Raw genomic sequence first — 25,407 nt, forward strand, 5'->3', positions numbered from 1 at the left:
AGCCGAATGCGCACCGAGACGCCGCCGCTGATCCGCCTGGAGGAATACCGGCCGAGCGACTACCTGATCGACCGCGTCGATCTCGACATCCGCCTCGACCCGCACGCCACCCGGATCGACGCGACCCTGGCCCTGCGTCCGAACCCGGCGGGGCGCGCCGGCGCGCCGCTGCATCTCGACGGCGACGACCTTCGCCTGGTCTCGGCGGATCTCGACGGCGCGGCGCTCGCCGCGGATTCTTACACCGCGACCCCGTCGGGCCTCACCCTGCACGCCCCGCCCCAGCAGCCGTTCACTTTACGCCTCGTCACCGAGGTCGATCCGACCGCCAACACCAAGCTGATGGGCCTCTACCGCTCGAGCGGGGTCTATTGCACCCAGTGCGAGGCCGACGGCTTCCGCCGGATCACCTATTTCCTCGACCGCCCCGACGTGATGGCAATCTACACCACCCGCATCGAAGCGGACCGGACCGAGGCGCCGGTGCTGCTCGGCAACGGCAACCTGGTCGAATCCGGCCCCGCCGGGGCCGATCGGCACTTCGCGATCTGGCACGACCCGCATCCGAAGCCCGCCTACCTGTTCGCGCTGGTGGGCGGCCGGCTCGGCAAGGTCGAGACCAACTTCACCACCCAGGAGGGACGCGCCGTCACCTGCGCGGTCTATGTCGAGCCCGGCAAGGAGGCCCGCGCCGACTACGCCCTCGATGCCGTGATCCGTTCAATGAGGTGGGACGAGACCGCCTTCGGTCGCGCCTACGACCTCGACGTATTCAACGTCGTCGCCGTGTCCGACTTCAACATGGGCGCCATGGAGAATAAGGGCCTCAACATCTTCAACGACAAATACGTTCTGGCGAGCCCCGAGACTGCGACCGACGGGGATTACGCGGCGATCGAGGCGATCATCGCCCACGAGTATTTCCACAACTGGTCGGGCAACCGGGTCACCTGCCGGGACTGGTTCCAGCTCTGCCTCAAGGAAGGGCTGACGGTCTTCCGCGACCAGGAATTCTCGTCCGACATGCGCTCCCGGCCGGTCCACCGGATCTCCGAGGTCCGGTCCCTGCGGGCGCGCCAGTTCCCTGAGGATGCCGGCCCCTTGCGCCATCCGGTGCGGCCGCGGGCCTATGCCGAGATCAACAACTTCTACACGGCGACCGTCTACGACAAGGGTGCCGAGATCGTCCGGATGCTGCGGACGCTGATCGGCCCGGAGGCGTTCCGGGCCGGCATGGACCGCTACTTCGCCGACAATGACGGCCGCGCCGCCACGGTGGAGGACTTCCTGGCCGCCTTCGCCACCGTGACCGGGCGCGACCTCTCGGCCTTCGCCCGCTGGTACGAGCGGCCCGGCACGCCGCGCCTGTCCGTCGCCATGGCCTACGATCCGCAGGCCGCCCGCTGCACCCTGCGCTTCACTCAGAGCCTGCCCGGCGAGACCGGCCCCGACGCCCCGCCCCTGGTGATCCCGGTGGCGCTCGGCCTCGTCGGCGCTGCGGGGCCGCTCACGAACGCCACCTGCCCGGATGTCCGGAACGGGGTCTATGTCCTCGACCGTGCCGAGGCCGAGATCGTGTTCGAGCAGGTCACCGAGGAGCCGGTGCCCTCGCTCCTGCGCGACTTCTCGGCCCCGGTGCGGCTCGAGTTCGACCTCACCGACGCCCAGCGCATGCGGCTGCTGGCGCAGGACAGCGACCCGTTCAACCGCTGGCAGGCGGCCCAGGACGTTGCCCTGCGGCTGATCCTCGACCCCGATCCCGCCCGGGCCGACGCCTTCGCGGAGGCGCTCGGGCGCTTCCTCGACGGCGAAGCCCTGGCCGACCCGGCCTTCGCGGCCCTGGTCGTCACCCTGCCGAGCGAGGGCGAGGCCGCCGATTCCCTGTCCGCCGACGTCGATCCCGACGCGATCCACCGGGCGCGGTTCGACCTGCGGGCACGCCTCGGCCGGACCCTGCGGCCGCGCCTGGAGCGGCTCGACGCCGCCCTCGCCCCGGCCGACGGCGCGGCCTACAGCCCCGACGCGGCCTCGGCCGGGCGCCGGTCCCTGCGCAACGCCGCCCTCGACCTGATCGCCGCGGGCGATCCCGAGGCCGGGACGCAGCGTGCGGCCGAGCGCCTGGCGAACGCTACCAACATGACCGACCGGCTGGCGGCGCTCGGTACCCTGGCGCTGATCCCCGGTCAGGCTCGGGAGGACGCGCTGGCGGGCTTCGCGGAGCGCTTCGCCGACGAGCCGCTGGTCCTCGACAAGTGGTTCGCGATCCAGGCGCAGATCCCCGAGCCCGGCACCCTGGAGCGAATCACCCGGCTGAAAGCGCACCCGGCCTTCACCATGACCAACCCGAATCGGGTGCGCGCGCTGATCGGAACCTTGGCGTTCGGCAACCCGACGCAGTTCGCACGGGCCGACGGCGCCGGATTTTCCCTCGTCGCCGACACGGTCGCGGCGCTGGATTCGACCAACCCACAGGTTGCCGCGCGCCTGCTGACGGCCTTCGGATCCTGGCGTCGGCTGGAAAAATCGCGGGCCGCGAAAGCCGGCGAAATGCTTAATCGGATCAAGGCGATCCCGGGCCTGTCGCGGGACACGGCCGACATCGTCGCACGCACCCTGGGAGGTGGCTAAGTACCTGAACTTGCGGTAGAAATCGATTCTCTCGCCGAGTCGCAACCCATCGGGTCCGTCAAGGCCGAATGGTAAAAAATCCGTGGACAAGCGCCCCTCGAAGATGGTTCTATCCCGTCAGATTCGAGGGGCGCGAGACGCCACGGACGGATCGCAGTTCCCTTGGGTGAGGTTCGGCCATGCCGGAGGCGGCTTCCGCTTCCTTCTCCGCGCGTGCGGATTCGAGTCTCGCCGTTTCCTGGCCGATGCGCGTCCGGGATCCGCGGCTCGGTCTGATCGAGCGGTGGCTGCGCTACGCCGTGCCGGGCATCCTGGCGGTGTTCCTGGCCTGCCTGGTCGGGCTCGCGGCGCTCCACATCCAGGGGCAGCGTGCCGAGATCCTGGCCGGCGCCAAGGCCGAGGTCGAGGGCTTCGCCCGGCTGGCCGCCCGGGCGATCGTCCCGAGCGCCGGTAAGGCCTCGGACCTGCGCGTGCTGATGCCGGAGAGCGAGCGGCATCCCGGCCGGCGCCTGCTGCTGGTGCGGCCCGATACCCGCATCGCCGCCGCCCATCCGCCCCTTCCCTCCGACGCCACGACCCTGGCGCAGGTGCTCGGCGACAGCGAGCCGCTCTCCGGGCTCGGCGAGCGCGCCGGCGCCATGGCCCTCGACCTGCCCGGCGGCGAGAGCGTGCTCGCGGCCATCCACAGCCTGCCCGACGGGGCCGGACAGGTCGCGGTGCTGCAGCCGATCGAGCCGCTGATGCGCGGGTGGAGCGCCCGGGCCCGGGACCAGATCGTGCTGGTCGGGGCCGCGATCCTGGTGATCGTCGGCGTCGGCCTGGCCTACGGGCTGCAGAGCCGCCAGGCGACCCGGGCCGACCGCGCCCGCGAGCAGATCCGCGGCCGGCTCGAGACCGCCCTGCGCCGCGGCGCCTGCGGGCTGTGGGATTGGGACATCGCCCGGGGCCGGATCTACTGGTCCGATTCGATGTACGCCCTGCTCGGCTACCAGCGGCAGCACGAATATCTCTCCTTCGGGGCCGTGAACGCCCTGGTCCATCCCGACGACGGCGACCTCTACAGCCTCGCCCGGGGTCTCGCCGCCGCCCAGACCTGCGTCGACCACGCTTTCCGGATGCGGGGCGCCGACGGCGCCTATGTCTGGCTGCGCGCCCGGGCCGAGGTCATGCCGGACGCCACCGATGGCGGGCGCCACCTCGTCGGCATCGCCACCGACATCACCGAGCAGCGCGCCCTGGAGGAGACCAATGCGGCCTCCGACATGCGCCTGCGCGACGCCGTCGAGGCGATCTCCGAGGCCTTCGTCCTCTGGGATACCGGCAACCGCCTGGTGCTGTGCAATTCGAAGTTCCGCCACCTCCACGCCCTCAGCCCGGAGGATGCGCAATCCGGCCGGAGCTACACCGACGTGATGGGCCGGGGCGTGCTGCCCCAGGTCCGACGGGAATCCCCCGAGGCCGGCCTCGCCCTCACCGATATGGCCGCCCGGACCTTCGAGGCCGAGCTCACGGACGGCCGCTGGCTTCAGATCAGCGAGCGCCGCACCAAGGATGGCGGCTACGTCTCGGTCGGGACCGACATCACCAGCCTGAAGCGCCACCAGGAGCAGCTCCAGGCGTCCGAGCGCGAGCTGATCGAGACCGTCAAGGACCTCAAGCGCTCCCGCCGCACCCTCGAACTCCAGACCCAGCAGCTCGCCGACTTGGCCGAGCGCTACCTCGACCAGAAGGCCGCCGCCGAGGCCGCCAGCCAGGCCAAGTCCGAGTTCCTGGCCAATATGAGCCACGAGCTGCGCACGCCGCTCAACGCGATCATCGGTTTCGCCGACGTGATGGAGAACGCGGTCCTCGGGCCGCTCGGCACCCCGCGCTACACCGAATATTGCCGCGACATCCGCGAGAGCGGCTCGCACCTGCTCTCGATGATCGACGACATCCTCAACATGGCCCGGCTCGAGGCACGCCGGGTGCGGCTGAACCCGCGGCCGATCCCGGCCGAGGCCGCCGTCGCCTCCGCGCTCGGGCTGGTCGAGGCGGCCGCCCGGGACAAGGGGATCGCGCTGGGCGTCGACGTCCAGCCCGGAATCGAGCTGCTGGCCGATCCGAGCGCGATGCAGCAGATCCTGGCGAACCTCGTCCAGAACGCCGTGAAGTTCACGCCGGCCGGGGGGCGCGTCGCGGTCCGGGTCCGCCGGGCGGGGGCCAGCACCCACCTGTTCGTCGAGGATAGCGGCATCGGCATCCCCCGCGCCGACCTCGCCCGGCTCGGCCGGCCGTTCACCCAGGTCGAGGCGCAGATGACCCGCAGCCACAAGGGCTCGGGGCTCGGGCTGGCGATCACCCGCTCCATGGTCGAGCTGCACGGCGGCTCGCTGCGCATCCGCTCCGAGGAAACGGTCGGCACCGTCGTCCTCGTGCGCCTCCCGGCCCCGGCGGCCGAGCAGAAGGAGCAGCCGGGCCGTGCCGCCGGCACGAAGCGGGAGGCCGTACGTCCGAGCGCACGCCGGTCGGCCGCGGCCTGAGCCGGTCGCCCATTCACCGGCGCGGATCGAGACCGCCCAGACGCGCCAGCCGACCCTGCTCCACCTGCCAGCGCGCATCCGCCACCGCCCGGGAGAGACGCCGGATCCGCCAGCGCCGGTAAAGCGTCAGGAGAGCAGGGCCGCCGAGCCCGGCCTGATGATGGCGCAGGCGTCGCAGCAAATCCGGCAGTACCGACGCCGCCGCATCGGCGGTGGCGATCTCGATCGCCCGCAATTCGGCCCGCAACCCGGACTTCCAATCCTCCATGGCGACCCGGGCCCCCGCGGCGAGGAATCGTCCGGGCCGGCGGTTTGAGATCCCCCCGCGACACGGATGCGCCCCCGAGAACGCGCGTCGCGCACCGGCGTTTCCCCTTCAGAGGATCCGCCCGGCGGATCACCATGGAAAGAGACGATCGATGCGCTCCAGGACCACGCTCCGCTTCACCCTCGCGGCCCTGCTCGGGCTGGCCGCGGCCCCGGCTCTGGCGCAGAGCGTCGGCTACGCCACCGGCTTTCCCGGCAAGGACCCGGCCGGCGACGAGGAGATCGGCTGGGGCCCGGCCTATCGTCCGGAGACGAGCTTCGCCCAGCCCGGCACGCCGCCCACCCCCGGCCAGATCGCCGGCCGCGCCTATCGGGCCCGGACCGGACACGGCGTCTACGACCAGGTCCAGGGCGAGGGGCCGTACCGCAACCGGTAGGCGTCGGATTCAGCGCCGCCGCAGAGCCCGCTTGGCCGCGGCGCGCGCCGCGTGCTCGAACCGAGCGAGCCGCAGGCGTCGCTCCAGGGACAGGGTGCGATCCCCCGGCGGCAAGGCGATGATCTCGGCGATACGGGTTCGCTCGCGGTAGAGGCTCTCCAGGGCCGAGCCGTCGAGCGTCGCCGAATCGAGCGTGTCCGCAAAGCCGGTCTCGTGGCAGGCGCGCACGATCTCCGCCTCCAAGAGCAGGCCGGGGGCGTGGCTGCGCAGGTCCTCGTCGTAGGCGGTCTTCAGGAGCGTCGCTCTGCCCCCACCGACCAGGGCCAGGCTGATCGCGATCGGCCGGCCGTCGAGCGTGAGGGCATCCGCCCGGACGCCGACGGGGCCGGGCCGTTCGGCGAAGAGAGCCCGGGCGAGTGCCGCCGTGTCCGGCCGGCAGGCCATGGCGGTGCCGGCCTGACCCTTCCAGCCCTTCCGCTCGAGGGCCAGGAAATCCGCCACACACCGTGCCAGTTCCGGGCCGCCCGCGGCGCCGACATGGGCCACGGTGCCGGCCTCGGAGAGGCGGCGGGTGCGCCGACGCAGATCCTTGAACCGGGACCGGTTCGGGTGCCCGGCCAGGAACGCATCGTGATCGGCGCGTCGCACCATCAAAGGGCGCTCGAACGCCGTCACGATGCCGATGGCCCAGCCACGCGCCCGCATCGCCGCGAGCATCTCGGGCACCGCCCCGTCTTCCGTCGGCAGGAGCGGCCAGCGCCAGGCCCGTCCGCCGGACGCCTGTTCCAGCCCGGCGACCAGGGCCTGGATCGCCGCCGCGCGGTCGGGTCCGTCGATCACCAGGGGCGCTGTGGCGGTCACCAAGGGTGACAGGAACGGCTGCGCCACCCGGCCGCCGAGGCCGGCGAGATCGCGCCGCAGCGTGAAGGGCAGGAGCGCGACCGGATCGCCGCCGCGGTGGACCGTGACGAAGCCGAGCGCCCCGGGCAGCAGCCCGGCTTCCCGATGAGCTGCGACCGCGTGGTGCGTGTAGTGCGGGTGCGGGGCGGCGCTCGACGCGTACAGCGCGTCCCACGCCGCCGGCTCGGGCGCGTGGCCGATCGAGACCGACAGGCCGGATGTCGTCCGCTTGGATTGCGCCACGGCGTTCACCGGATCGCTCCCGCGGACCAGATCGGGGTCGGCAGCCCGTGCAGGCGGCCGGCGGCGCGGGCGAGCAGGCCAGCGCGCACGATCGTCGCCAGCGCCACCGCCAAGGCGGCCCCCAAGGTGCCGAAGAGCGGCATCAGCATCAGGCATAGGGCGCAAGCTACGATCAGCATGAAGGCGGTGATGCCGGCGCAGAGGCGCTCGCCGCCCAGCATGGTCAGGAGGTCCTCGCCCGGTCCGAACAAACTCGCCGCGACGCTGCCGGCGACCAGCACGGCCAGGATCGGCACGCTGGACCCGAGGCCGGGGCCGAACATCGCCAGCAGCAGGGGGCTCAAGCCCACGATCGCGCTGCCGACCAGGGCCGTGGCGCCCGCGGTCAGCCGGCCCTGGCGGCGCACCAGGTCGGCGAGCAGGGGACGGTCGGCCCGGGCATGGGCGGCGCTGTAGTGCTGGAGCGTCGCCGCGCTGGCGGCGAAATGCACGAACACCACGAATTGCTGGATCCGGGTCGCGGCGAAATACAGGCCGAGCTCGGCCGGGCTCACCAGGGCGCCGAGCACGATCACGTCGACGAAGGTGAAGCCGGCATTGGCGAGATCGATCCCGGCGATCGGCAGGCTGGTGCCGAGCCAGGTCCGCCACCGGTAGCGCTGCGGCCCGGCGGGCAGATCCGCCCGCAGCCGCGCCACGAGCAGGCCGGCCTGCAGCGCGGTGGCGATGGCGGCGGCGACCAGCATGCAGGCCATCGCGACCTCGGCCCGGGGTGGCGCCCCGAGCAGCACGGCCCCGACCATGCAGGCCATCATCAGGCTCTGGCGCAGCAGGTAGGGCGGCGCGATGGCGAGCCCGACCCAGTTCTGGCTGCGCGCCACGCCTTCGAGATAATCCTGCAGGGCAAAAAGCGGCATCACGCAGAGCGCGACCGCGATCGGCGCCCGGTAGGCCGGTGCGAACAGGCCGGGCTCCAGCCACAACAGGGCGGCGCCGAGACCGGCCACGCTGAGCGCCGCCCCACCGGTGACCAGGGCACCGGCCCGGATATAGCCGCGGGCGAGGTCGAGATCGCCCCGTGCCTGGTCGGTCGGCACGAAGCGGCAGGCGCCCTGCGACAGGCCGAGCGTCAGGGTGTGGCCGAGCATGGCGGTCCAGACCCAGACGGCAGCGAACACCCCGTAGGCGTCCCAGCCCATCAGCCGGGCGGCGAGCACCTGGGCCGCATAGGCGAAGCCGGCCGCCCCGACCCGGATGGCGAAGACGGTCAGCGCCGCCCGTGCCGGGCCGCTCCGCAAAGCGTGGAGGCGCCGGCCGGCGGCGGCGAGCTTGGTGGGGGCTGGGACGGCCGTGGCTGACACTACGCGCTCCGCGCCGGGCTCGGAGCATCATCCCGAAAGGCGGCCGCCGGATCGGAAACAGACGATGTCCCGTCAAACCCGCTGGAGCATCGTCCGAGATCCAATATCCGGGGCGATAGTCCAGTGATCGTGGGTGAGCGATCGCGGGTTTCCGGGTCTAGCCCGGGGCGCGTTGCGGCTCGGTTAAAGGCGGCGCGCCCGGGGCGGCCTTCGGGTCCGGAGCCGGGTCGGTGCGCATCAGCGAGGTGGCGATGGTCAGCGCCACGTGCTCGGCCATGCAGCGCAGGCCGAGATCGTTGAGCCGGAACTGGCGGCCGAGCATGTGGCCTTCGCTCTTGTCGCTGCGGCTCGACAGGTAATGCAGGGCCTCGTAGCGGCGCACCAGCGGCACCTGCTGCTGGGCCGCCACGGTGCGGACCGCCTCGACGATCCGGTTGTAATCGACGTCGGCGGCCATGCTGGCGGTGTAGATCGGGTCGACCAGAACCACGTCGATCCCGTGCGAGCGGATCCAGGCCACGGCCTCGCTGAGCGCGCTCGCGAAGGCGTCGGCATCGACCCGGGCGATGGCATCGTGGGTGCCGACCTGCCAGACCACGAGATCGGGCTCGGCCTCCGCCACCATGGTGCGCAGGCGCTCGGCCGCCCCGGAGGCGATCTCCCCCGGCAGGCCGCGATGGTCGATCGATACGTCGGTCTTCGGCAGCGCCCGTTCCAGGGCGGCTTCGAGCTTGGCCGGGTAAGAGGCCGAGGCGCCCGGCGCGGCGCTGCCGCCGATCGCCAGGATCCTGAGCGGACGGTTCTCGCCGAGCGCGGTCCGGACCGCGCCCAGCTTGGCCATGGTGTAGAGCTGAGCGCCCGGGACCCGGCATTCCTGCGACAGGCCGGGCTGGTCACCGGCGCCCGTGTCGGCCGGTTGCTCCGCAGCCGCCCCCGGCACCGATGCCCCCAGGATCAGCGCGGCCAGCGCCCAGCGGGGCACGGGGACGCGCGCACGCCTCACGACCGGGCCCGGGACGACTTGGTGCGGCTGCGCCATTCGACGAACCATGCGGTGAACCCCAGACCGACCAGGCCGCTTCCGGCGACCAGCATATCGACCAGCACGCCGCCGCCGGTCTGGAAACGCACGAGCTGCCCGATCAGGCTCAGGATCGAGCCCATGGAGAAGACCGCCAGGGAGTTCCGGCCCAGCTGACTCAGATAGCGCCCGACCCCCCCGATTCGGGGAGCCAGAAATGCGTAGAGCGGCGCGAAGGCGAGCAATACCCCCAGGAAATGAAGAAGCCGCGCCGGTGTCAGGTAGGTCTTCTCGAACGTGAACAGCAACCGCGGCTCGGGCACCATCAGCGGATCCGGCCGGAGTCCCGTCACGGCGAGCGCGATGCCCAGGATGACGATGACCACGCCGGCCGGAATCAGGCGTCGCGACCAGCGGCGCAGGGTATCGGAGCGCAGGTTCCAGCCCTGGAGCACGAAGCCCAGCACCAGCAGAACCTGCCAGCAGAACGGATCGAAGAACCAATCCCCCTCCCCGGGCCAGGACGGGACGTTCCACTCGAAGACGAGGCTGGCGAGATAGATCGCCCCCGACAGCGCCAGGGCCGCGATCAGGCTGACACGGCCGACCAGCACGAAGATCGGGGCGATGCCGATCAGCACCACGTAGAGCGGCAGGATGTTGAAGAACCCGAGCTGGTAGGTCATCAGCGCCATGCCGCAGACCGACTGGATCGGGTCCGCGAAGAAGCCGCCGGCATTGTGCCATTCGAGGATCAGCGGGTTGTCGAGCAGCAGCGCCGACCCGGCGATGAGCGCCAGCGCCAGCAGCATCACGGTGAGCTGCGCCCGGTAGACCTCGACGGTGCGGGCGAGCAGCCGGACCACGCTCTGGCCGGCCGGCTCCGGGGTCCCGTCGCGCCGGCGCGTGGCGATGCCGATCGACCAGCCCGCCAGGAACACGAACAGCTCGGCGGCATCCGAGATGCCGTATTGCGAGAAGGTGTAGCGCTCGAAGGTGTTGCCCGGGATGTGGTTGACGAAAATCGTCACGAGGGCGAAGCCGCGCCAGAAGTCGATCGCGTTGGGGTCCCGCATCGTCGCGGCGGCTCCGGGGTTTCGACACTGGATCGGGGGATGCGCGCCCCTGATACGGCGCCGGGCCCGGTCTGCAAAGGCGAACAAACGGGGAGTTCGCCCGGGGGCGCGAACCGGGTGGTCACGCTCGCGTTAGGTCCGGGCAAGGAGATCCGGACAGATGACCCGCACCATGACGATCCTCGGCCTCTCGGCCCTGCTGCCGATGCTGGCCGCGACGGCCGCCACGGCGCAGTCCCAGACCGGAACCGGCGGCGGACCGACATCGACGGTGACGGCGCCGCACACCTCTCCCGTCGGCCGCACGATGCCGCCCGCCTCCGGCGCCGGCGCCGCCACCCCGAACGATCGGCGCGACCGCACCCAGCAGCAGATCCAGGACGACAAGATCTCTCAGGGCATCTGCATCGGCTGCAGCCCGAAATAGGGTTTTGCGGTCTCGCGCCCTCCGCGACGGTCCGCTGCAACAATTTCCCACCCGTCACCTCATCCTGAGGTGCCGGAGCGCAGCGGAGGCCTCGAAGGAGGCCTCCAGCCCGCCGCGCGATCCCTGGAGGGCTCCTTCGAGGCGGCTGCGCCGCTCCTTGGGATGAGGGGAGATTTGGAGGTCCGTCGAGCGAACACGCCGTTCGATCGCAATGACCCCGTCAGGAGTACAGCCTACCGCAGCGCGAGCTCGTCCTCGCTCTCGCGGGCGAGGCGGAGCAGGTTCTGGCCGTAATTGGTCTTGGCGAACATCTCGCCGCGGGCGATGAGCTGGTCGCGGGTGATGAAGTTCTGCAGGAAGGCGATCTCCTCCAGGCAGGCCACCTGGAGACCCTGGCGGTTCTGCAGGGTGCGGACGAACTCGCTCGCCTCCAGCAGGCTGTCATGGGTCCCGGTGTCGAGCCAGGCATAGCCGCGCGACATCCGCTCGACGTAGAGCTGGCCGCGCTCGAGATAGGCCTCGTTGACGCTGGTGATCTCCAGCTCGCCCCGGGCCGAGGGCTTCACCGCGGCGGCGATGTCGAGCACTTGGTTGTCGTAGAAGTACAGCCCGGTCACCGCCCAGGTCGATTCCGGCTTCTGCGGCTTCTCGACGATTTTGGTCGGGCGCCCGGTCTTGTCGAGATTGACCACGCCGTAGGCCTGCGGGTTGTCGACGTGGTAGGCGAACACCGTCGCGCCGGCCTTGCGGGCGCGCGCCTGGTTCAACAGCTCGCGCATGCCGGCGCCGAAGAACAGGTTGTCGCCGAGGATCAGCGCCACGTCGTCGGTGCCGACGAAGTCGCGCCCGATCACGAAGGCCTGGGCGAGGCCCTCCGGCCGCGGCTGCACCGCGTAGGTGAAGTTCAGGCCGAACTGCTCGCCGGTGCCGAACAGGCGCTTGTAATTGTCGAGGTGCTCCGGCGAGGAGATGATCAGGATCTCGCGGATGCCGGCGAGCATCAGCACCGAGATCGGGTAGTAGATCATCGGCTTGTCGTAGACCGGCAGCAGCTGCTTGTTGATCGACAGCGTGGCCGGATGCAGGCGCGTGCCGGATCCGCCGGCCAGAACGATGCCCTTCATGGCTTAGAAGCTCCCTCTCGAACCGGCCCCACGAGCCGGTCCAGGATGTCGTCGAGCGCCGCCTGCCAGGGCCGGGGCGTCATGCCGTAGGCCGCCGTCAGGCTGTCGGTGGACAGGCGCGAATTGGCCGGCCGCCGGGCCGGGGTCGGGTAGGCGGAGGTCGGGATGCCGGTGACCGGGATCGACCGGCCGCCGCGTTTGGCGGATCCCGCCACGATCGCCTCGGCGAAGCCGTGCCAGGTTGTGGCGCCGGCATTCACATAATGGAACGTCCCGGTGGGCGCGTCCGGATCCTCGGCCAGGCGCCGGGCGATCGTCGCCAGGGCGGCGGCGAGGTCGGCGGCGGAGGTCGGGCAGCCGTGCTGGTCGTTCACCACCGTCAGGGCGTCGCGCTCGCCGGCGAGCCGCAGCATCGTCTTGACGAAGTTGCCCCGGTGCGGGCTCACCACCCAGGCGGTGCGCACGATCGCGTGGCGCGGGTTGGCACTGCGCACGGCGAGCTCGCCCGCGGCCTTGCTGGCGCCGTAGACGCTCTGCGGGTCGATCGGCGCGTCCGGCGCGTAGGCGCCGTCCGGCTTGGTGCCGGCGAAGACGTAGTCGGTCGAGACGTGCACGAGCGGGATCGCCTTGGCGGCCGTTGCGGCCGCCAGGATCGCCGGGGCGAGCGCGTTGAGGCGCCAGGCCTCGACCACGTCGGACTCGGCCTTATCGACGGCGGTGTAGGCGGCGGTGTTGATCACCGCCCGGTAGGCGCGCGCCTCCAGGGTCCGGGCGACGGCGCCCGCATCGGTGATGTCGAGCTCCGACCGGGTCGGCGCGTGCACCGACACGCCGGCCGGCCAGGCCAGGGCCTGCAGCTCGGTGCCGACCTGGCCGGCGCCGCCGAGGACCAGGATGTCCATCAGCGGGTCAGCCCCAGGCGCTCGCCCGTGTAGCGGCCCTCGCGGATTGGGCGCCACCAGCTCTCGTTGTCGAGATACCAGGCCACGGTCTCCTCCAGGGCCTGCTCGAAGGTCTTCTGCGGCCGCCAGCCGAGCTCGGTCTCGGCCTTGGTGCAGTCGATGGCGTAGCGCCGGTCGTGGCCCGGCCGGTCGGTGACGAAGCTGATCAGCTGCTCGTGCGGGCCGTTCTCGGGCCGCAGCCGGTCGAAGGCCGCGCAGAGCGCCTTTACCACCGCGAGGTTGTTGCGCACCGCCCGGCCGCCGAGCAGGTAGGTGTTGCCGATGCGGCCGCGCTCCAGCACGGCGACCAGGCCCTTGGCGTGGTCCTCGACATGGATCCAGTCGCGCTCGTTCAGCCCGTCGCCGTAGACCGGCAGCTTCTTGCCCTCGAGGGCGTTGAGGATCATTAGCGGGATCAGCTTCTCCGGGAAGTGCCGCGGCCCGTAATTGTTCGAGCAATTGGTCACCAGCACCGGCAGCCCGTAGGTCTCGTGCCAGGCGCGCGCCAGGTGGTCGGAAGCCGCCTTCGAGGCCGAGTAGGGCGAGCGCGGGTCGTAGCGGCTGTCCTCGGTGAAGAACGCATCCGGGGGCAGCGAGCCGTAGACCTCGTCGGTGGAGACGTGCAGGAACCGGAAGGTCGTCTTCTCCGCCTCCGGCAGGGCCTCGTAATAACCCCGGGCCCCGTCCAGCATGGTCTGGGTGCCGATGACGTTGGTGCGCACGAAGGCGCCCGGATCGGTGATCGAGCGGTCGACATGGCTCTCGGCGGCCAGGTGCATCACCGCCTGCGGCTTGAAGTCGGCGATGGCGGCCTGCACGGCGGCGCGGTCGCAGATATCGGCCTCGACAAGGCGGTGGCGCGGGTTGTCGGCCAGCGACGCCAGGGAGATCGGGTTGGCCGCATAGGTCATCGCGTCGAGGGTGCAGACCTCGTGGCCGAGATCGTTGACGAGATGCAGCACCAGCGCCGAGCCGATGAAGCCGCAGCCTCCGGTCACGAGAATGCGCATGGCGGGTCCCCTTCGGATCGATCGCGGATGAAAATGAGCTGCCGGCAGCTAAAGACCGCCCGGCGTGACGAAAATACGGCCCGGCCGTGGGGCGGCCGGAAACGCCGTTCAGAACACCTGGCCGAGGTCGGCGAGCTTCGGCGCGCGGCGGTCCTTGTCGGACAGGATCGCGGCGGCACCGGAGACCGGCCACGGGATCCCGATCTCGGGATCGTCCCAGGCCAGCGCCCGGTCGTGCTCGGGGCTGTAATAGGCGTCGACCTTGTAGGCGACCATGACGTCGGGGGTCAGGGTACAGAAGCCGTGGGCGAAGCCGTGCGGGATGTAGAGCTGCTCGCCGTTCTCGGCGTCCAGCGTCACGGCGACGAACTTGCCGAAGGTCGGCGAGGCGCTGCGAATGTCCACCGCCACGTCGAGGATCGCGCCCTGGAGCACCCGGATCAGCTTGGCCTGCGCCTGCGGGGCGATCTGGAAGTGCAGCCCGCGGATCGTGCCCTGCGGGGCCGAGAAGGACTGGTTGTCCTGCACGAACGGCGTGGTGATCCCGGCCTTTTCCATCGCGTCGACCCGGAACGTCTCCGAGAACCAGCCGCGGCTGTCGCCGAAGCGCTTGGGCTTGATGCGCTTGACGTCCGGAATCTCGGTCTCGATCACGTCCATGCCAGCGCGTCCCTCCCCGCGGATGCCGTCGGCCAGCCCCGCGGACATCTCCGCCTCGGTCGTCCCGGGCATCGCGCCCGCCGCGCCGAGAACAACCTCGATGATCGACCCGCGACTTCCGGTCATTCGCCGGCCGTGTCAAGGCGTGTTGCCTGCGGGGATGTTCGCCCGCGCGGTTTTCGCCAGGGCTGGTCTTGCGTTATCGGGTGCCGATGACGGGCGGATCGGTCGAGTCCCTGCTGCGCGACCACATCGCCGACCCGGCCTGTGCCTGGAGCCTCGGCGCCTACGGGGCGGTGGCGGCCTTCGCGCGGGATCCGGCCGAGCCCGTGGCGATCCGCGAGGACGGCCGGACCGGGCTTGCGACCCCGCGGGGCGCGATCGCGCTCACCGCGTCACCGGACCTGGTGCCGTTCGCCTACGAGACCGGTTTCACCGGCGGCTGGAGCCAGGCGGTCGCCCTGTGCCTGCCCGAGGCGGATTGCACCATGAGCCGGCGCGCGGTGCTGACGGAGCTCGGGCCCGACGCGGCGGCCGCGCGGGTGCAGGATCGCGGGGCGATCCTGTTCGATCTCGGCCTCGGGCTTCGGGCGGTCGATGCCTGCCTGCGCGTGGCCGATCCCGGCTTGATCGATGTCCTGCGGGCCGCCGCCGGCCGGCCGGTCTTCGCGCCCGGCAACCCGATCGGGCCGATGCTCGTGGCGGCGAGCCCGCACCGGGTGTTCCTGGTCCGGTTCGGCCGGATCGAGGTCTACACGCCGATCCTGCCGGCCGGCGGCGCGAGCGCCCCCGGGCCGCACAGCCACATCCTGCCCAAACTCCTGCGGCTCGGTCGGACCCATGCGGCGACCGCGCCGATCCCACCCGGCCTCGTGCCTTGCGCAGCGCTCCATCCGGCGCATCCCGCCAAGGACGCGGCCGACCGCCGGGCCGGCTTCGATGCCGCCCGCCATCTCGCCTTCGGGCGCCTGCTCGACGCCTGGGGCGACCCGGCCCTCACGGCGCTTCGACGGACTGTGCTGGATGGCGATGAACCCGATCCCACGCTGGTGAACGGTCGCTTCGCCCGCTCGGCGATCCGGGCGGCGCGGGCGCAGGTTTTGGCGATGCGTGGCTGAGCGCCACCGCCGTCATTGCGAGCGCAGCGAAGCAACCGAGGGCAGCGCGCGTTCTCAAGATGTGGGGCTACACTGGGTTGCTTCGCTGCGCTCGCAATGACGGTGTGGCCCGCGTGAGACCGTTGACCACACCGTCGCCAACCGCATGCGCGTTCAGCGAGCCGGAGGCGGTGGCGGCGGTGGTGCCAGGAGCGGGGCGAGCGCTGGGTGGTCGCCGGCGGCGATCCAGGCTCCGCCCTGCGGGTGGATCTGGGTGGCTGCGCTCAGGGTGCCGGCGCGCGCCTGGGCGGCCAGTTCGGAAAGCGGGAACGGGCCTTCGACCGTGTCCCGGTAGACGTAGAAGAGCGCGGCCGGCGGCGGTGGCGGCGGGGCGGACGCGGCCGGGTTGGCGAGCCGCAGCAGCCCCTCCGTGGTGAAGGAAGCGGGCTCGATCACGCGCTTGTCCACGGCCCGCAGGGCTGGCGGGTCGGCCGGGTCGCGGTTGGCCTCCTCGGCGGGCACGTCGGCGAGGCTGCCCGGGATCGGCTTCGTCCAGGCGTCGATTTGGGCGAGGAACGCGTCGAACAGCCGGTCCGGATCGCCCGGCAGGCCGCCGGCCTCGACGGCGCCCTGGCGCCAGCGCCGGCTCAGCGCGTCCGCCACCCCGTGGCCGATCCCGCCGACCCGGGCCTCGGCGTCGAAATTCACCGTCTCGCGCCGGGGCGCGTAGGCGCGCTTGGCGGTCCAGGCGAAGAGCGCCGCCATCGCGAGGTTCTGGACCGGCGACAGGGCCGCCTCGGCCTCGGCGAGCTGGGCCGCGATCGCCGCGCGCTGAACCCGGTCGAACAGCTTGCGCCGCAGGGTCCGCTCCGAGCCGACGCTGCGCCAATCCCCCGGTTCGAAGGCGAAGCGCCACAGCCCTGTTTCCGGCGCGCGCTGGAGCAGGCCGAGGCAGACCGCGCGCAGGAACAGCGACAGGGTCTCGCGCAGGGCGTCGGATTCCTCGGCCGAGGGGGCGACCGGGTCCGGGAAGCGCAGATAGTCCTTGTGGTTGTGGAGCGGGATCGCGTCGAGGCGGTCGAGCTCCTGAGCGTAGGCGTTGCGCCAGTCGCGCCGCAGGGGGCCGAGCACGTCGAGCGGCACGCCGGACAGCTCGCAGTAGCAAACGATGCGGCCGCGCTGGCTCGATTCGAGGAAGCCGATCTCGCCGGCGCCGAGCACCGGCGGCAGGCTCGCCCGCAGGATCGGGCCGAACTCGGCCTGGAAGGCGCGCGAGCCCTCCACCGCCAGGATCGTCTTGAACTGGTCGCCACCCGGGCTGAAGGCGTCGAAGCGCGCGTAGATCCAGGGCATGCAGCGCAGCAGCATCAGCTCCAGGGTCTCGCGCTGCCGGGCGGGGGGCAATTCCCGCAGGGCGTCGAGCGCCGAGGGGATGCGGGCGCGGTGCGGCCCGAGCCGGCGCCGGGCCATGTCGCGCACCGCGTTGAGCAGGTCGGCGCGGGTGTCTTCCTCGCGCAGCAGCGCGAAGATCGCCCGCGACCCGCCATAGGCCCGGAACGCCTCCCGGGCCCAGGCCAGCTGCTCGGCCGGCGCGACCGCGATCTTGTCCGGCAGGTCGCCCGAGGGCAGGACCAGGAAGGTGCCGCCCGAGGGGCGCTCGATGGCGTTGCGGATCTCGGCGATGTCGAGGCGCAGCTCGCGCATCAGCCGGCCGACATCCTCGTGGCCCTGGTTCAGGGCGCCGAGCAGGCCGTCGTAGCGGGCGGCGCCGGTCTCCGGGTCCCGCCCGGTCCTTGTGCCTAGCTTGGCCGAGACCCGGCGCAGCAGCTCGGCCGCCTCGCGGGCGGCCACCGAACGGATGCGCAGGACGCAGGAGCCGCGCAGATCCTCCCGGGCCTGCTCCAGGTAGCGCTCGGCGTCGCGCCGGTGCGAGAAGATCAGGCCGGGACGGACCTGATCGAGCCGGCTGAGCGAGGCGGAAAAATGCTCGGCCAGCATCTCGTCGGCGAGCCGCGCATAGGTGTCGGCGGCGGCATTGAGACGGGCGAGCGCGCCGCCATCGGCCTCGATCAGCTCCTTCACACCCTCGATCAGGGCCCGGGCGTAGTCGAGGCCGCCGCGCTCCTGGTCGTCGAGCAGGCGGTAGAGGGCGGCGGGCAGCGCGCCGTCCCGATCGGAGAGCCAGGCCGCCTCGAGCTTGGCGCGCACGTCCAGCACCTCGGCGCCGCGGGGGCCGTAGGCGGCGCCCGAGCCGGTGCGGCCCAGGATGTCGTCGCGCAGGCGCTCGGCCTCCTTGCGCAGGTTCGGCGCCCAGTCCCGGGGGCTGGCGATCTCGGTCCGGATCGCGTCCACCGCCTCCTCGACCCCGAGCGCCACCGATTCCTGGATCGAGGAGCCGTCCGTCCGTTGCAGCAGCGTGCCGACGAGGTCGTATTCGGGGATGCCGGGGGGCGCCGGGCGCAGCACCTTCGGGAAGGCCTCGAAGGCGGAGAAGCGCAGGGCGAGCCGGTCGGCGGCGAAGCGGTCGCGCTCCTCGACCGTGGGGATGTGGCGCTCCCCCTGCCCCCGGGCGACGCCGAAGAACGCCTCGACCATGCCCAGACCCGCCCGGGCGGCGTGCTCCTCGAATTCGAGGCTGCCGCGTGTGGCCAGCACGGCCTGGCCGAGGGCCGAGTAGTTCAGGGAGAACAGGGCGGCGCGGCCGGCGCGGTCCGGGCTCGGCGGCGCCCATTTGCGCATCTTGTGCTGAGTCTGGTTGACGCCGGTCGAGCGCTTGCGGCCCGAAAATTCGGAATTGCCGAAATCCTCGAACAGCACGTCGGCCATCATGTCGTAGAGGTCGCCGATCGCGGCGGTGCGCTGGTCGGCGAGGTTCTGGGTGTCGAACAGGTAGACGTCGCTGAACGGCCGCTCGACCCCGCGGGCGACCCGGGCATGGTCGCCCCAGCTCTCGACATAGGGCGGCTCGGGATTGCCGCGCATGGCGTATTCGAGCTCGGACAGGGTCGCGACGCCGTTGGCGAAGACCCGGTCCTTGTTGGCGCCGACATAGCCCGAGGGCAGGACGAGGAAGAGATCGACCGCGTCCGGGCGCTTGGGCGTCTCCAGCGACGAGATCGCGTAGCCGGCATCGATCACCGCCCCCGAGCCGGTGCCGCCGGCCACCGACGCCACCACGACGACGCGCAGGTCCGTGGCGGTGTCAAGGCCGAGCGCGCGCAGCTGCGCCTCGTTCGAGACGTTGGCCAGCACCGCGCCGGCCTTGGCGGTCAGCCGGTCCATGAAGCTGCGCACCTCGTCGAAGAACAGCAGCCGCGCGATGGCGCGGATCTGCCCCGCGCCCTTCGAGGCGTCGATGCGCGACAGGTCCCGGGCGGGCAGCCAGGAATCGATATGCGGGTAGCTGCGCCGCTCGGCCTGGTAGCGGGCGAGGTTGACCGCCTTCTGCAGGGTCTCGCCCTCGCGGAACGCGACCTTGGCCGAGAGCGCGTCGGTGGCCGCTGCCCGGCCGGCCTCGCGGGCCTCCAGGGTGTCGGTGTCGAAGTAGAGGAAGGACGCGGCCGGGAACTGGTCGAGGGCGCTGATCCGCGTCCCGTTCCAGTCGGCCTGGAGGATGCGCCGGCGCAGGCGCAGCAGCACCTCCATGCCGGTGCCGCCGAGCGCCACGAACACGGTCGGGCGGACCTTCAGGAGCGTCTCGGTCTCGGCGGGCCGGGCGTCAGCCATGGTCTCAGCGCCTCCGTTCGGGTGCGCGCAGGAACAGCACCAGGGCGGCGCCGAACAGCACGAGGCAGAGGGCGAAGCCGGCCGCCAGCCCGGCCCAGGCCTGCCAGAGCCGGCCGACCGTGGCGCTGACCAGGATCGCGGCGGTGAGCATCAGCGCCGAGAACAGCATCCAGCTCGCACCGTTGGCGGCGTCGAGCGTCGCCCGGCGGTTGATCAGGTGGGTGCGCACGCCCTGGCGGACGAACAGGAACAGCACCGCCAGAACCACCAGGGCGGCGGCGCCGAGCGCGAATTCCGTGGTGGTCGGCCCCCGTTCGAGGGTGCTGAACGGGTTCGCCCCGGTGCTCGTCCCGGCGGGGGGCGGCGCGGTCTGGATCGGATCGGCCTGCGGGGCCGGGTTCTGCGGGGCGGGGATGGTGAAATCCTGCCCGGTCCGGGCCTGGACGTGAACGAGCCCGGGAGGCCCCAGGCGGTCGAGATGCAAAGGAATCATGCGCCGGGTCCGGACTCCTGCAGGCGGGTGGCGCGGGCCGGCCCCCACAGCCCCGCCCGCACCTGCCAGCGGCTGCCGTCGGGGGCGCGCAGGGTCTGGGTGCGGTACGGCCGGAGGCTCACCCGCTTCGGGACGGTGCCGAGCATCACGGTCTGGACCCGCGCCCGGGCGAGCGCGAGGGCCCCGAGGCCGGCCGCGGCGGCCAGCGCCAGGGCGGCGGAGGCGGCGGCGATCAGCGGCCAGGGCGAGAACGCCGCCTCGATCCGCACCGGCAGGCTCACCGACGCTTCCGAGACGCCGCGATAGTCGCGGAACAGGCCGGGCAGCCGGCCCTCCACCGCACGCGCATCCCCGACCGGCCCGCCCATCTGGTCCCCGGACAACAACCCGCTGCCGAAGATCGGCCGCACCCTTTCCAGGAAGGCCGGATCCAGCGCCAGGCGCAAGTCCGCGAGCCGCAGAGTCAGGGTGCCATCCACGGTGCGGCCGTCGGAGAGCAATCCGGCGAGGCCGCTCGGGCGCCGAATCGGCGGCAGGGTCAGCACCACGGAGAGCGGCCCGCTCTCGGCCTGCGGCGCCAGGTCGGCGATCTCGGCGGGCGAGACCGCGGCTTGAGCGAGCCCCGCCTCGGTGCCGACCTCGCTCCAGCTCAGGGCGAGCCGGGCTGCCGCGACGCGCTGCGGGTAGAGGCCGTTGCGCAGATGGGCGGTCAGCCGCAGGGCGGTGCCGGCGGCGGCATCGGCCCCGCTCACGATCAGGACGCCGTTCTCCAACCCGGCCTGCAAGCCGCCAGTGTCGAGCCGGTCGAAGCGCAAGGTCAGGCCGCCGGCCAGCACCGGCTTCAGGCTCACCGGCGGGTGGCTGAACAGGGCCTTGAGCGCCGGGGCGCTGACGGCGGATTCGAGGGCCCGGCCGCCGGCCGCGCCGTAGCCGATGCCGTAGATGACGAACCCGCCCTCCGAGAAGTTGCGACCTTTGAGGGGCATCCGCACTGGATAGGCGACGATCCGGCTGATCGCCGCCGAGTCGCGCAGGGCCGCGTAGAAGGCGGCGGTGTTGCGCTCGACCTCGGCGCTGTTGCCCGGGCTGTTCTTGTTGTTGGTGACCATCCAGATCACCCCGTCCCGGCCGCGCAGGCCGGTGCGGATCGCCCCGAGCAGCGCGCCGTTGAAATCCGCATCGGCATAGGCTGTGCCGCCGGCCTTGCGCGGCAGGTCGATCGAGGCGATCGCCGCCCGGACCCGCGCGGCGTCGTAGGCGCCGTCATACAGGATGCGCGGCGAGGGCCGGCCCGGGACCTGCCCGTCCTGGTCGAAGGTCGCCACGGCCATATCGGCTCCCGGAACCCGGGCCGCCCCGACCAGGGCCTCGACCAGGGGCCGGAACTGCGAGCCCTCCGCGGTCAGGAACGGCTCCATCCAGCCGGAATCCTGCACGAGGAAGACCTGCCGCACCGGCGCCTCGGCCCGGGCGTGTCCGCCGAGCGCGAGGACGAGCATCAGAAAGATCCGCAGGAACCTGCTCATGCCGCGCGCAGCCGCAGGGCGTGGCAGCGGCATTCCGACCGGCTCCAGAGGTAGAGCACGCCGTCGTGCAGCAGCGCCCGCGCGTCGCCGATCCGCGACACCGCCAGACCCACCGGCAGGCGGCGCAGCCCGGCCCCGTGGGCGTGGTGGAGGACGTGGCCGGTCACCGGCCCCGACAGGCGCTCGCCGCGCAGGAAACCGCCGCGCGGACCGGGAATGTCGAGGGCGAGCAGGATCGTGTCGCGGGCCATCGACAGGCGGGGCACCAGCAGGTTGCCCGCATGGGTGCCGAGATTGAGGACCTCCTCGGCGGCCTGCCAGGGCACGTCGAACCGCTCCGCGCCGGAATAGGTGCAGGGTCCGGCCGCCAGATGCGGCCCGTCGAGGCGGTGCAGGTCCGGATCCGGAGCCAGCGCGGCGACGTGATAGCGGCCCTCCGCCATGCCGAGCTGATGATACAGGTCGGCGCGGTCCCGCCAGGGCGCCTGGGCGATGACCGGCGTGAAGCCCCCGGGCCAGGGAGTGGCCGTGGTCTCGTCACCGAGCGTCCGGCAGGCGACGAACCCGTCCGGACCGGTCCAGACGGCGTCGCCGAGCCGGTTCATCCACGGCCCGGCGAAATCCGCATCGGGGGCGGCGCGCCCGAGGTCGCGCAGGTCGAGGGCGTCCGACTCGGCCGCAAGGCGGCAGAGGACGAGGCGCCCGCCCCGCTCGCCCAGGACGAGGAGGTCGCCGCCGCGCCAGCACGGCGCCGACAGGAACCGCAGGCCCGCCGCCCGGGTCTCGCTGTGGACCAGACCGCGCCCGAGTTGCGGCAGCCGCACGCCGACCAGCACCTCAGCAGTGGCGTAGGCGATGCCCCTGCGGCTTGCGGTGATGCCGGTTCCGACCGGATGCGGCGGCAGCCGTTCGTGGCCCACGAAATTTCGGCCGTCCCATTCCGCGAACGCGCCGAGATTCTCCTGAAACAGGTACAGCGCGGCCGGGTGTCCGGCCCGGATCAGCGCCGGCACGCCGCTTGGTAGCGGCACGTCGGTGAGGCTGTCCAGGTCGATGTCGAGGATGTCCGGGGCCGGAAGCGGGACCGGCGGGCCCAGCGCGGCGCCGGTCTCGGGCGAGTGCGCGAAGGCGGCCGGAAACGGTCGGCCCTGCCCGTCCCGGCGGATGCCCAGATAGGCGATCCGGGCATCGGTCGCCGGGACCAGGGTGCCCGCGACCTCGGCCGCGCGGGCCCGCCCGCCCCCGAAGGTCCAGCGCTGGCGCCCGGGCAGATCCGTGACCCGCGGGTCCGGATCGATCGGCCAGATGCCCTCCGGTGCGGCGTGGGCGAGCGGCGATGGATCGTCCAGACTCAAGGGCACCGGTCCAGGGGCGGGAAAGTGGTGGGGATCGTTCCCGATTTTTGGCGGGATGGGAAGGGTGGGGGCGATGGGACGGCCCGTTCACGCCAGAACGAGATACGGGTCCCCCCTCTGCCCGCAAGCCGGGCGAGGGGAGATGCGCCCGCACGGCAGAGCTACGCCGGCCGGCCGCACCCTCACGGGATCCCGATCATCTTGTGGGTCTGCAGCGACAGGCGCCAGCGGGCGTCCTGGCGGCAATAGGCGATGGCGGCCTGGGTGCTAGCGCCCTGCTCCGGCCCGTCCATCGGCTGGAGGAAGCGGTGCCGGAAGGCGAGGCCGACGAAATCCGCCGGGTCGGCATCCGCCTGGGGATAGACCAGCTTCAGCTCGTGGCCGGTCGTCTGCGCCAGGGGATTGGCGCCCTTGGGGCTGACGCAGATCCAGTCGATGCCCGGAGGCGCCGGCAGGGTGCCGTTGGTCTCGATCGCGATCTCGAACCCATGCCCGTGCACGGCGTCGATCAGCGCGGAATCGAGCTGGAGCAGCGGCTCGCCGCCGGTGAACACAACGTAGCGGCATTCCGGCCCCCCGGCCCAGGTCCGGGCGATGGCATCCGCCAGCGCCGTCGCATCCGCGAAGCGGCCGCCGCCCTCCCCGTCCAGGCCGACGAAGTCGGTGTCGCAGAACCGGCAGGCCGCCGCGGCGCGATCCGCCTCGCGCCCGGACCAGAGGTTGCAGCCGGCGAATCGGCAGAACACCGCGGCCCGTCCCGCCTGGGCGCCCTCCCCCTGAAGGGTGTGGAAAATCTCCTTGACCGCGTAAGCCACCGTGTCCCCGAAACCTTTTCGCTCGACCGTGATCCCGCACATAAGCGGCGCGGGCCTTCCGGACCACCGACAACCAGGCGGCGCAGCCCCGCGGTTGTGTCTCGCCTTGCTCTTGCCACGGTGGAGACGTTGATGCCGTGATGCAGCACGATGGCCGCCCCGGCGGTCCGGGCTGCGCGAATCCCGGCCGGCCGGCCGGAAGAGCGGTGCCTCGCGGTGCCGACCCTGGCGATCCTCTGACGAGTCGGGCTCGAATGTCCTCTTCACTCCTCCGGCGCGTGACCGTCGGACTCGCGGCGATGACGGGTCTTCTCGGCACGAGCCTGATCGGGATCCAGGCCGCCAACGCGGTCACCGCGCCGATCCTCGTGGTTGATGTCGATTCCGGCAAGGTGATCTATTCCCAGGCGCCGACGGATCCCTGGTACCCGGCCTCGATCACCAAGCTGATGACCACCTACGTCGCCCTGGACCTGGTGCGGCAGGGCAAGGTCTCGCTCGATTCGATGATCACGATCTCGGCGGCGGCGGCCTCCGAGCCGCCCTCCAAGATGGGCTTCAAGCCGGGGACGCAGCTCACCCTCGACAACGCCCTCAAGATCATCATGGTCAAGTCGGCCAACGACATCGCCTACGCGATCGGCGAGAATCTCGGCGGCTCGATCGAGGGCTTCGCCGACCTGATGAACGAGACCGCGCAGCGGATCGGCATGCGCGACAGCCGCTGGACCAATCCCAACGGCCTGCCCGATCCGCGCCAGTGGACCTCGGCCCGCGACATGGCGGTGCTGGCCCGGGCGCTGATCCGCGATTTCCCGGATTCCCACGACCTGTTCTCGATCTCGGCGATCCAGTTCGGCCGGGCGGTCATGGCCAACCACAACGGCCTGCTCGGGCGCTATCCCGGCGCCGACGGCATGAAGACCGGCTTCATCTGCTCCGGCGGCTTCAACGTGGTCGCGACCGCCTCGCGCAACGGCCGCCGGGTCATCACCGTCGTGATGGGCCAGCCGAGCCCGCGCGAGCGCGACGTGAAGGCCGCCGACCTGTTCGATTACGCCTTCACCCAGAGCGCCGGCTGGACCAGCCCGACCCTCGACGCCCTGCCGGCCTCGGCGCTCGGCGCGCCGCCGGACATGCGCCCCTTCGTCTGCGGCGGCAAGAAGCCCCCGGCGATCGACGACGGCCCCGGCGCGGTCAGCGCCCCCGGCTCGGCGGCGCAGCTGATCGGCGGCTCCGCCGCCAATTCCCCGGCGCTCGCCATGGCCGCCTTCTCCAGCCCGGCTCTGCGCGCCCGGACGCTCCCGCCCCGGGCGCCGCTCCAGCCGATCGCGGTCTGGATCGGCCGCAACCCGGCCGAGGGCCAGCAGATCCTCGAGGCGCAGGAGAACGCCCAGAAGACGGCCGCCGCCAATACGCGGGCCGCCAAGCTCGAAGCCGCCAAGGCCAAGCGCGAGGCCGCGCTGCAGGCGGCCAAGCAGGCCCGCGAGGCCCGGCTGGAGCAGGCCAAGGCCGCCAGCGCCGCCAAGGCCGCGGCCAAGCCGGCCTCGAAGGTCGCCGCGAAGCCGGCCCACGGCCTGCCGCGCAGCGCCAGCGCCTACACGTCGTCGGCGGAGACGCCCGGCATGCCGGAGGCCAAGCCCGGCAAGGGCCTCTCCAAGCCCGCCGCCCACAAGGCGCCGGCCAAGCCCGAGGGCAAGAAGGCCGAGGTGAAGAAGGCGCCGGCCAAGAAGGCGACCGCCGAGGAGTAGCGGCCCCCCGGCATCGCGCCCCGGCGC

The 25,407-nt window shown here is 72.1% G+C and carries 20 protein-coding genes; 6 read left to right on the top strand and 14 right to left on the bottom strand.

What is annotated here, in order from left to right:
- Positions 1-6 precede the first annotated feature (6 nt).
- On the top strand, positions 7-2,628 hold the full coding sequence (pepN, locus tag LGR69_RS22455) for an aminopeptidase N (protein WP_230367383.1): 2,622 nt from the start codon (positions 7-9) through the stop codon (positions 2,626-2,628).
- Between the two features lie 179 nt (positions 2,629-2,807).
- Entirely contained in the window at positions 2,808-5,150 is a 2,343-nt protein-coding gene (locus LGR69_RS22460) for a PAS domain-containing sensor histidine kinase (RefSeq protein ID WP_230367384.1), read from the top strand.
- A gap of 13 nt (positions 5,151-5,163) precedes the next feature.
- Here the strand turns inward: LGR69_RS22460 and LGR69_RS22465 are convergent, their stop codons facing one another.
- Entirely contained in the window at positions 5,164-5,418 is a 255-nt protein-coding gene (locus LGR69_RS22465) for a hypothetical protein (RefSeq protein WP_230367385.1), read from the bottom strand.
- A 151-nt stretch (positions 5,419-5,569) separates the two neighbouring features.
- On the opposite strand from LGR69_RS22465, the gene LGR69_RS22470 reads away from it, so the two are divergent.
- Entirely contained in the window at positions 5,570-5,854 is a 285-nt protein-coding gene (locus LGR69_RS22470; RefSeq protein ID WP_007562288.1) for a hypothetical protein, read from the top strand.
- Between the two features lie 9 nt (positions 5,855-5,863).
- On the opposite strand, the gene LGR69_RS22475 is transcribed toward LGR69_RS22470, so the two are convergent.
- The 4 genes from LGR69_RS22475 to LGR69_RS22490 all read right to left on the bottom strand — a co-directional run bounded on the left by LGR69_RS22475 (position 5,864) and on the right by LGR69_RS22490 (position 10,455).
- On the bottom strand, positions 5,864-7,006 hold the full coding sequence (locus LGR69_RS22475) for a GNAT family N-acetyltransferase (RefSeq protein ID WP_230367386.1): 1,143 nt from the start codon (positions 7,004-7,006) through the stop codon (positions 5,864-5,866).
- The gene (locus LGR69_RS22480; RefSeq protein WP_230367387.1) at positions 7,003-8,358 is read right to left on the bottom strand and encodes a lipopolysaccharide biosynthesis protein; all 1,356 of its coding nucleotides are present in this window, start codon (positions 8,356-8,358) and stop codon (positions 7,003-7,005) included. The genes LGR69_RS22475 and LGR69_RS22480 overlap by 4 nt, the downstream gene beginning before the upstream one ends.
- Before the next feature lie 157 nt (positions 8,359-8,515).
- On the bottom strand, positions 8,516-9,397 hold the full coding sequence (locus LGR69_RS22485; protein ID WP_230367388.1) for an SGNH/GDSL hydrolase family protein: 882 nt from the start codon (positions 9,395-9,397) through the stop codon (positions 8,516-8,518).
- On the bottom strand, positions 9,358-10,455 hold the full coding sequence (locus LGR69_RS22490) for an OpgC family protein (RefSeq protein WP_230367389.1): 1,098 nt from the start codon (positions 10,453-10,455) through the stop codon (positions 9,358-9,360). Before LGR69_RS22490 ends, LGR69_RS22485 begins: the two co-directional genes overlap by 40 nt.
- A 160-nt stretch (positions 10,456-10,615) precedes the next feature.
- Here LGR69_RS22490 and LGR69_RS22495 point away from each other — a divergent pair, with 160 nt between their 5' ends.
- On the top strand, positions 10,616-10,882 hold the full coding sequence (locus LGR69_RS22495) for a hypothetical protein (protein WP_230367390.1): 267 nt from the start codon (positions 10,616-10,618) through the stop codon (positions 10,880-10,882).
- 233 nt (positions 10,883-11,115) lie between these two features.
- Here the strand turns inward: LGR69_RS22495 and rfbA are convergent, their stop codons facing one another.
- From rfbA to rfbC, 4 genes are all read right to left on the bottom strand, one after another.
- Positions 11,116-12,006, bottom strand: a complete 891-nt coding sequence (gene rfbA / locus LGR69_RS22500) for a glucose-1-phosphate thymidylyltransferase RfbA (protein WP_230367391.1) — start codon at positions 12,004-12,006, stop codon at positions 11,116-11,118.
- Complete coding sequence (gene rfbD / locus LGR69_RS22505; protein WP_230367392.1) at positions 12,003-12,908, bottom strand: dTDP-4-dehydrorhamnose reductase; 906 nt, start codon at positions 12,906-12,908, stop codon at positions 12,003-12,005. Before rfbD ends, rfbA begins: the two co-directional genes overlap by 4 nt.
- A complete protein-coding gene (gene rfbB, locus LGR69_RS22510) occupies positions 12,908-13,957 on the bottom strand; it encodes a dTDP-glucose 4,6-dehydratase (protein WP_230367393.1) in 1,050 nt (349 codons plus the stop codon). Before rfbB ends, rfbD begins: the two co-directional genes overlap by 1 nt.
- A 108-nt stretch (positions 13,958-14,065) precedes the next feature.
- Positions 14,066-14,617, bottom strand: coding sequence for a dTDP-4-dehydrorhamnose 3,5-epimerase (gene rfbC / locus LGR69_RS22515; protein WP_230367419.1), 552 nt, complete (start codon positions 14,615-14,617; stop codon positions 14,066-14,068).
- 212 nt (positions 14,618-14,829) lie between these two features.
- Between rfbC and LGR69_RS22520 the strand changes: the two genes are divergently transcribed.
- Positions 14,830-15,735 (top strand): DUF6925 family protein, encoded by a 906-nt coding sequence (locus LGR69_RS22520; protein ID WP_230367394.1) that lies wholly within the window; start codon positions 14,830-14,832, stop codon positions 15,733-15,735.
- 153 nt (positions 15,736-15,888) lie between these two features.
- On the opposite strand, the gene LGR69_RS31900 is transcribed toward LGR69_RS22520, so the two are convergent.
- The 5 genes from LGR69_RS31900 to queE form a co-directional block, all read right to left on the bottom strand.
- Entirely contained in the window at positions 15,889-19,440 is a 3,552-nt protein-coding gene (locus tag LGR69_RS31900) for a tubulin-like doman-containing protein (protein WP_268868726.1), read from the bottom strand.
- A gap of 4 nt (positions 19,441-19,444) precedes the next feature.
- Positions 19,445-19,933, bottom strand: coding sequence for a hypothetical protein (locus LGR69_RS22530; RefSeq protein ID WP_230367395.1), 489 nt, complete (start codon positions 19,931-19,933; stop codon positions 19,445-19,447).
- Positions 19,930-21,432, bottom strand: a complete 1,503-nt coding sequence (locus LGR69_RS22535; protein WP_230367396.1) for a hypothetical protein — start codon at positions 21,430-21,432, stop codon at positions 19,930-19,932. Before LGR69_RS22535 ends, LGR69_RS22530 begins: the two co-directional genes overlap by 4 nt.
- A gap of 23 nt (positions 21,433-21,455) precedes the next feature.
- A complete protein-coding gene (locus LGR69_RS22540) occupies positions 21,456-22,814 on the bottom strand; it encodes a hypothetical protein (RefSeq protein ID WP_230367397.1) in 1,359 nt (452 codons plus the stop codon).
- A 182-nt stretch (positions 22,815-22,996) separates the two neighbouring features.
- Positions 22,997-23,629, bottom strand: a complete 633-nt coding sequence (gene queE, locus LGR69_RS22545) for a 7-carboxy-7-deazaguanine synthase (protein ID WP_230367398.1) — start codon at positions 23,627-23,629, stop codon at positions 22,997-22,999.
- Between the two features lie 254 nt (positions 23,630-23,883).
- Here queE and LGR69_RS22550 point away from each other — a divergent pair, with 254 nt between their 5' ends.
- Positions 23,884-25,380: a D-alanyl-D-alanine carboxypeptidase family protein gene (locus tag LGR69_RS22550; protein ID WP_122160358.1), complete on the top strand. Its 1,497-nt coding sequence runs from the start codon at positions 23,884-23,886 to the stop codon at positions 25,378-25,380.
- The last annotated feature ends 27 nt before the right edge of the window (positions 25,381-25,407 follow it).

Origin of the sequence: Methylobacterium brachiatum (assembly GCF_020523825.1) — a bacterium.
GTDB lineage: Bacteria > Pseudomonadota > Alphaproteobacteria > Rhizobiales > Beijerinckiaceae > Methylobacterium > Methylobacterium brachiatum.

Excerpts from the sequence above, each read along its gene's own strand:
- pepN (WP_230367383.1), top strand. The coding sequence starts at position 7 with ATGCGCACCGAGACGCCGCCGCTGATCCGCCTGGAGGAATACCGGCCG.
- LGR69_RS22460 (WP_230367384.1), top strand. The coding sequence starts at position 2,808 with ATGCCGGAGGCGGCTTCCGCTTCCTTCTCCGCGCGTGCGGATTCGAGT.
- LGR69_RS22465 (WP_230367385.1), bottom strand. The coding sequence starts at position 5,418 with ATGGAGGATTGGAAGTCCGGGTTGCGGGCCGAATTGCGGGCGATCGAG.
- LGR69_RS22470 (WP_007562288.1), top strand. The coding sequence starts at position 5,570 with ATGCGCTCCAGGACCACGCTCCGCTTCACCCTCGCGGCCCTGCTCGGG.
- LGR69_RS22485 (WP_230367388.1), bottom strand. The coding sequence starts at position 9,397 with ATGGCGCAGCCGCACCAAGTCGTCCCGGGCCCGGTCGTGAGGCGTGCG.
- LGR69_RS22490 (WP_230367389.1), bottom strand. The coding sequence starts at position 10,455 with ATGCGGGACCCCAACGCGATCGACTTCTGGCGCGGCTTCGCCCTCGTG.
- LGR69_RS22495 (WP_230367390.1), top strand. The coding sequence starts at position 10,616 with ATGACCCGCACCATGACGATCCTCGGCCTCTCGGCCCTGCTGCCGATG.
- rfbA (WP_230367391.1), bottom strand. The coding sequence starts at position 12,006 with ATGAAGGGCATCGTTCTGGCCGGCGGATCCGGCACGCGCCTGCATCCG.
- rfbD (WP_230367392.1), bottom strand. The coding sequence starts at position 12,908 with ATGGACATCCTGGTCCTCGGCGGCGCCGGCCAGGTCGGCACCGAGCTG.
- rfbB (WP_230367393.1), bottom strand. The coding sequence starts at position 13,957 with ATGCGCATTCTCGTGACCGGAGGCTGCGGCTTCATCGGCTCGGCGCTG.
- rfbC (WP_230367419.1), bottom strand. The coding sequence starts at position 14,617 with ATGGACGTGATCGAGACCGAGATTCCGGACGTCAAGCGCATCAAGCCC.
- LGR69_RS22520 (WP_230367394.1), top strand. The coding sequence starts at position 14,830 with ATGACGGGCGGATCGGTCGAGTCCCTGCTGCGCGACCACATCGCCGAC.
- LGR69_RS31900 (WP_268868726.1), bottom strand. The coding sequence starts at position 19,440 with ATGGCTGACGCCCGGCCCGCCGAGACCGAGACGCTCCTGAAGGTCCGC.
- LGR69_RS22530 (WP_230367395.1), bottom strand. The coding sequence starts at position 19,933 with ATGATTCCTTTGCATCTCGACCGCCTGGGGCCTCCCGGGCTCGTTCAC.
- LGR69_RS22535 (WP_230367396.1), bottom strand. The coding sequence starts at position 21,432 with ATGCTCGTCCTCGCGCTCGGCGGACACGCCCGGGCCGAGGCGCCGGTG.
- LGR69_RS22550 (WP_122160358.1), top strand. The coding sequence starts at position 23,884 with ATGTCCTCTTCACTCCTCCGGCGCGTGACCGTCGGACTCGCGGCGATG.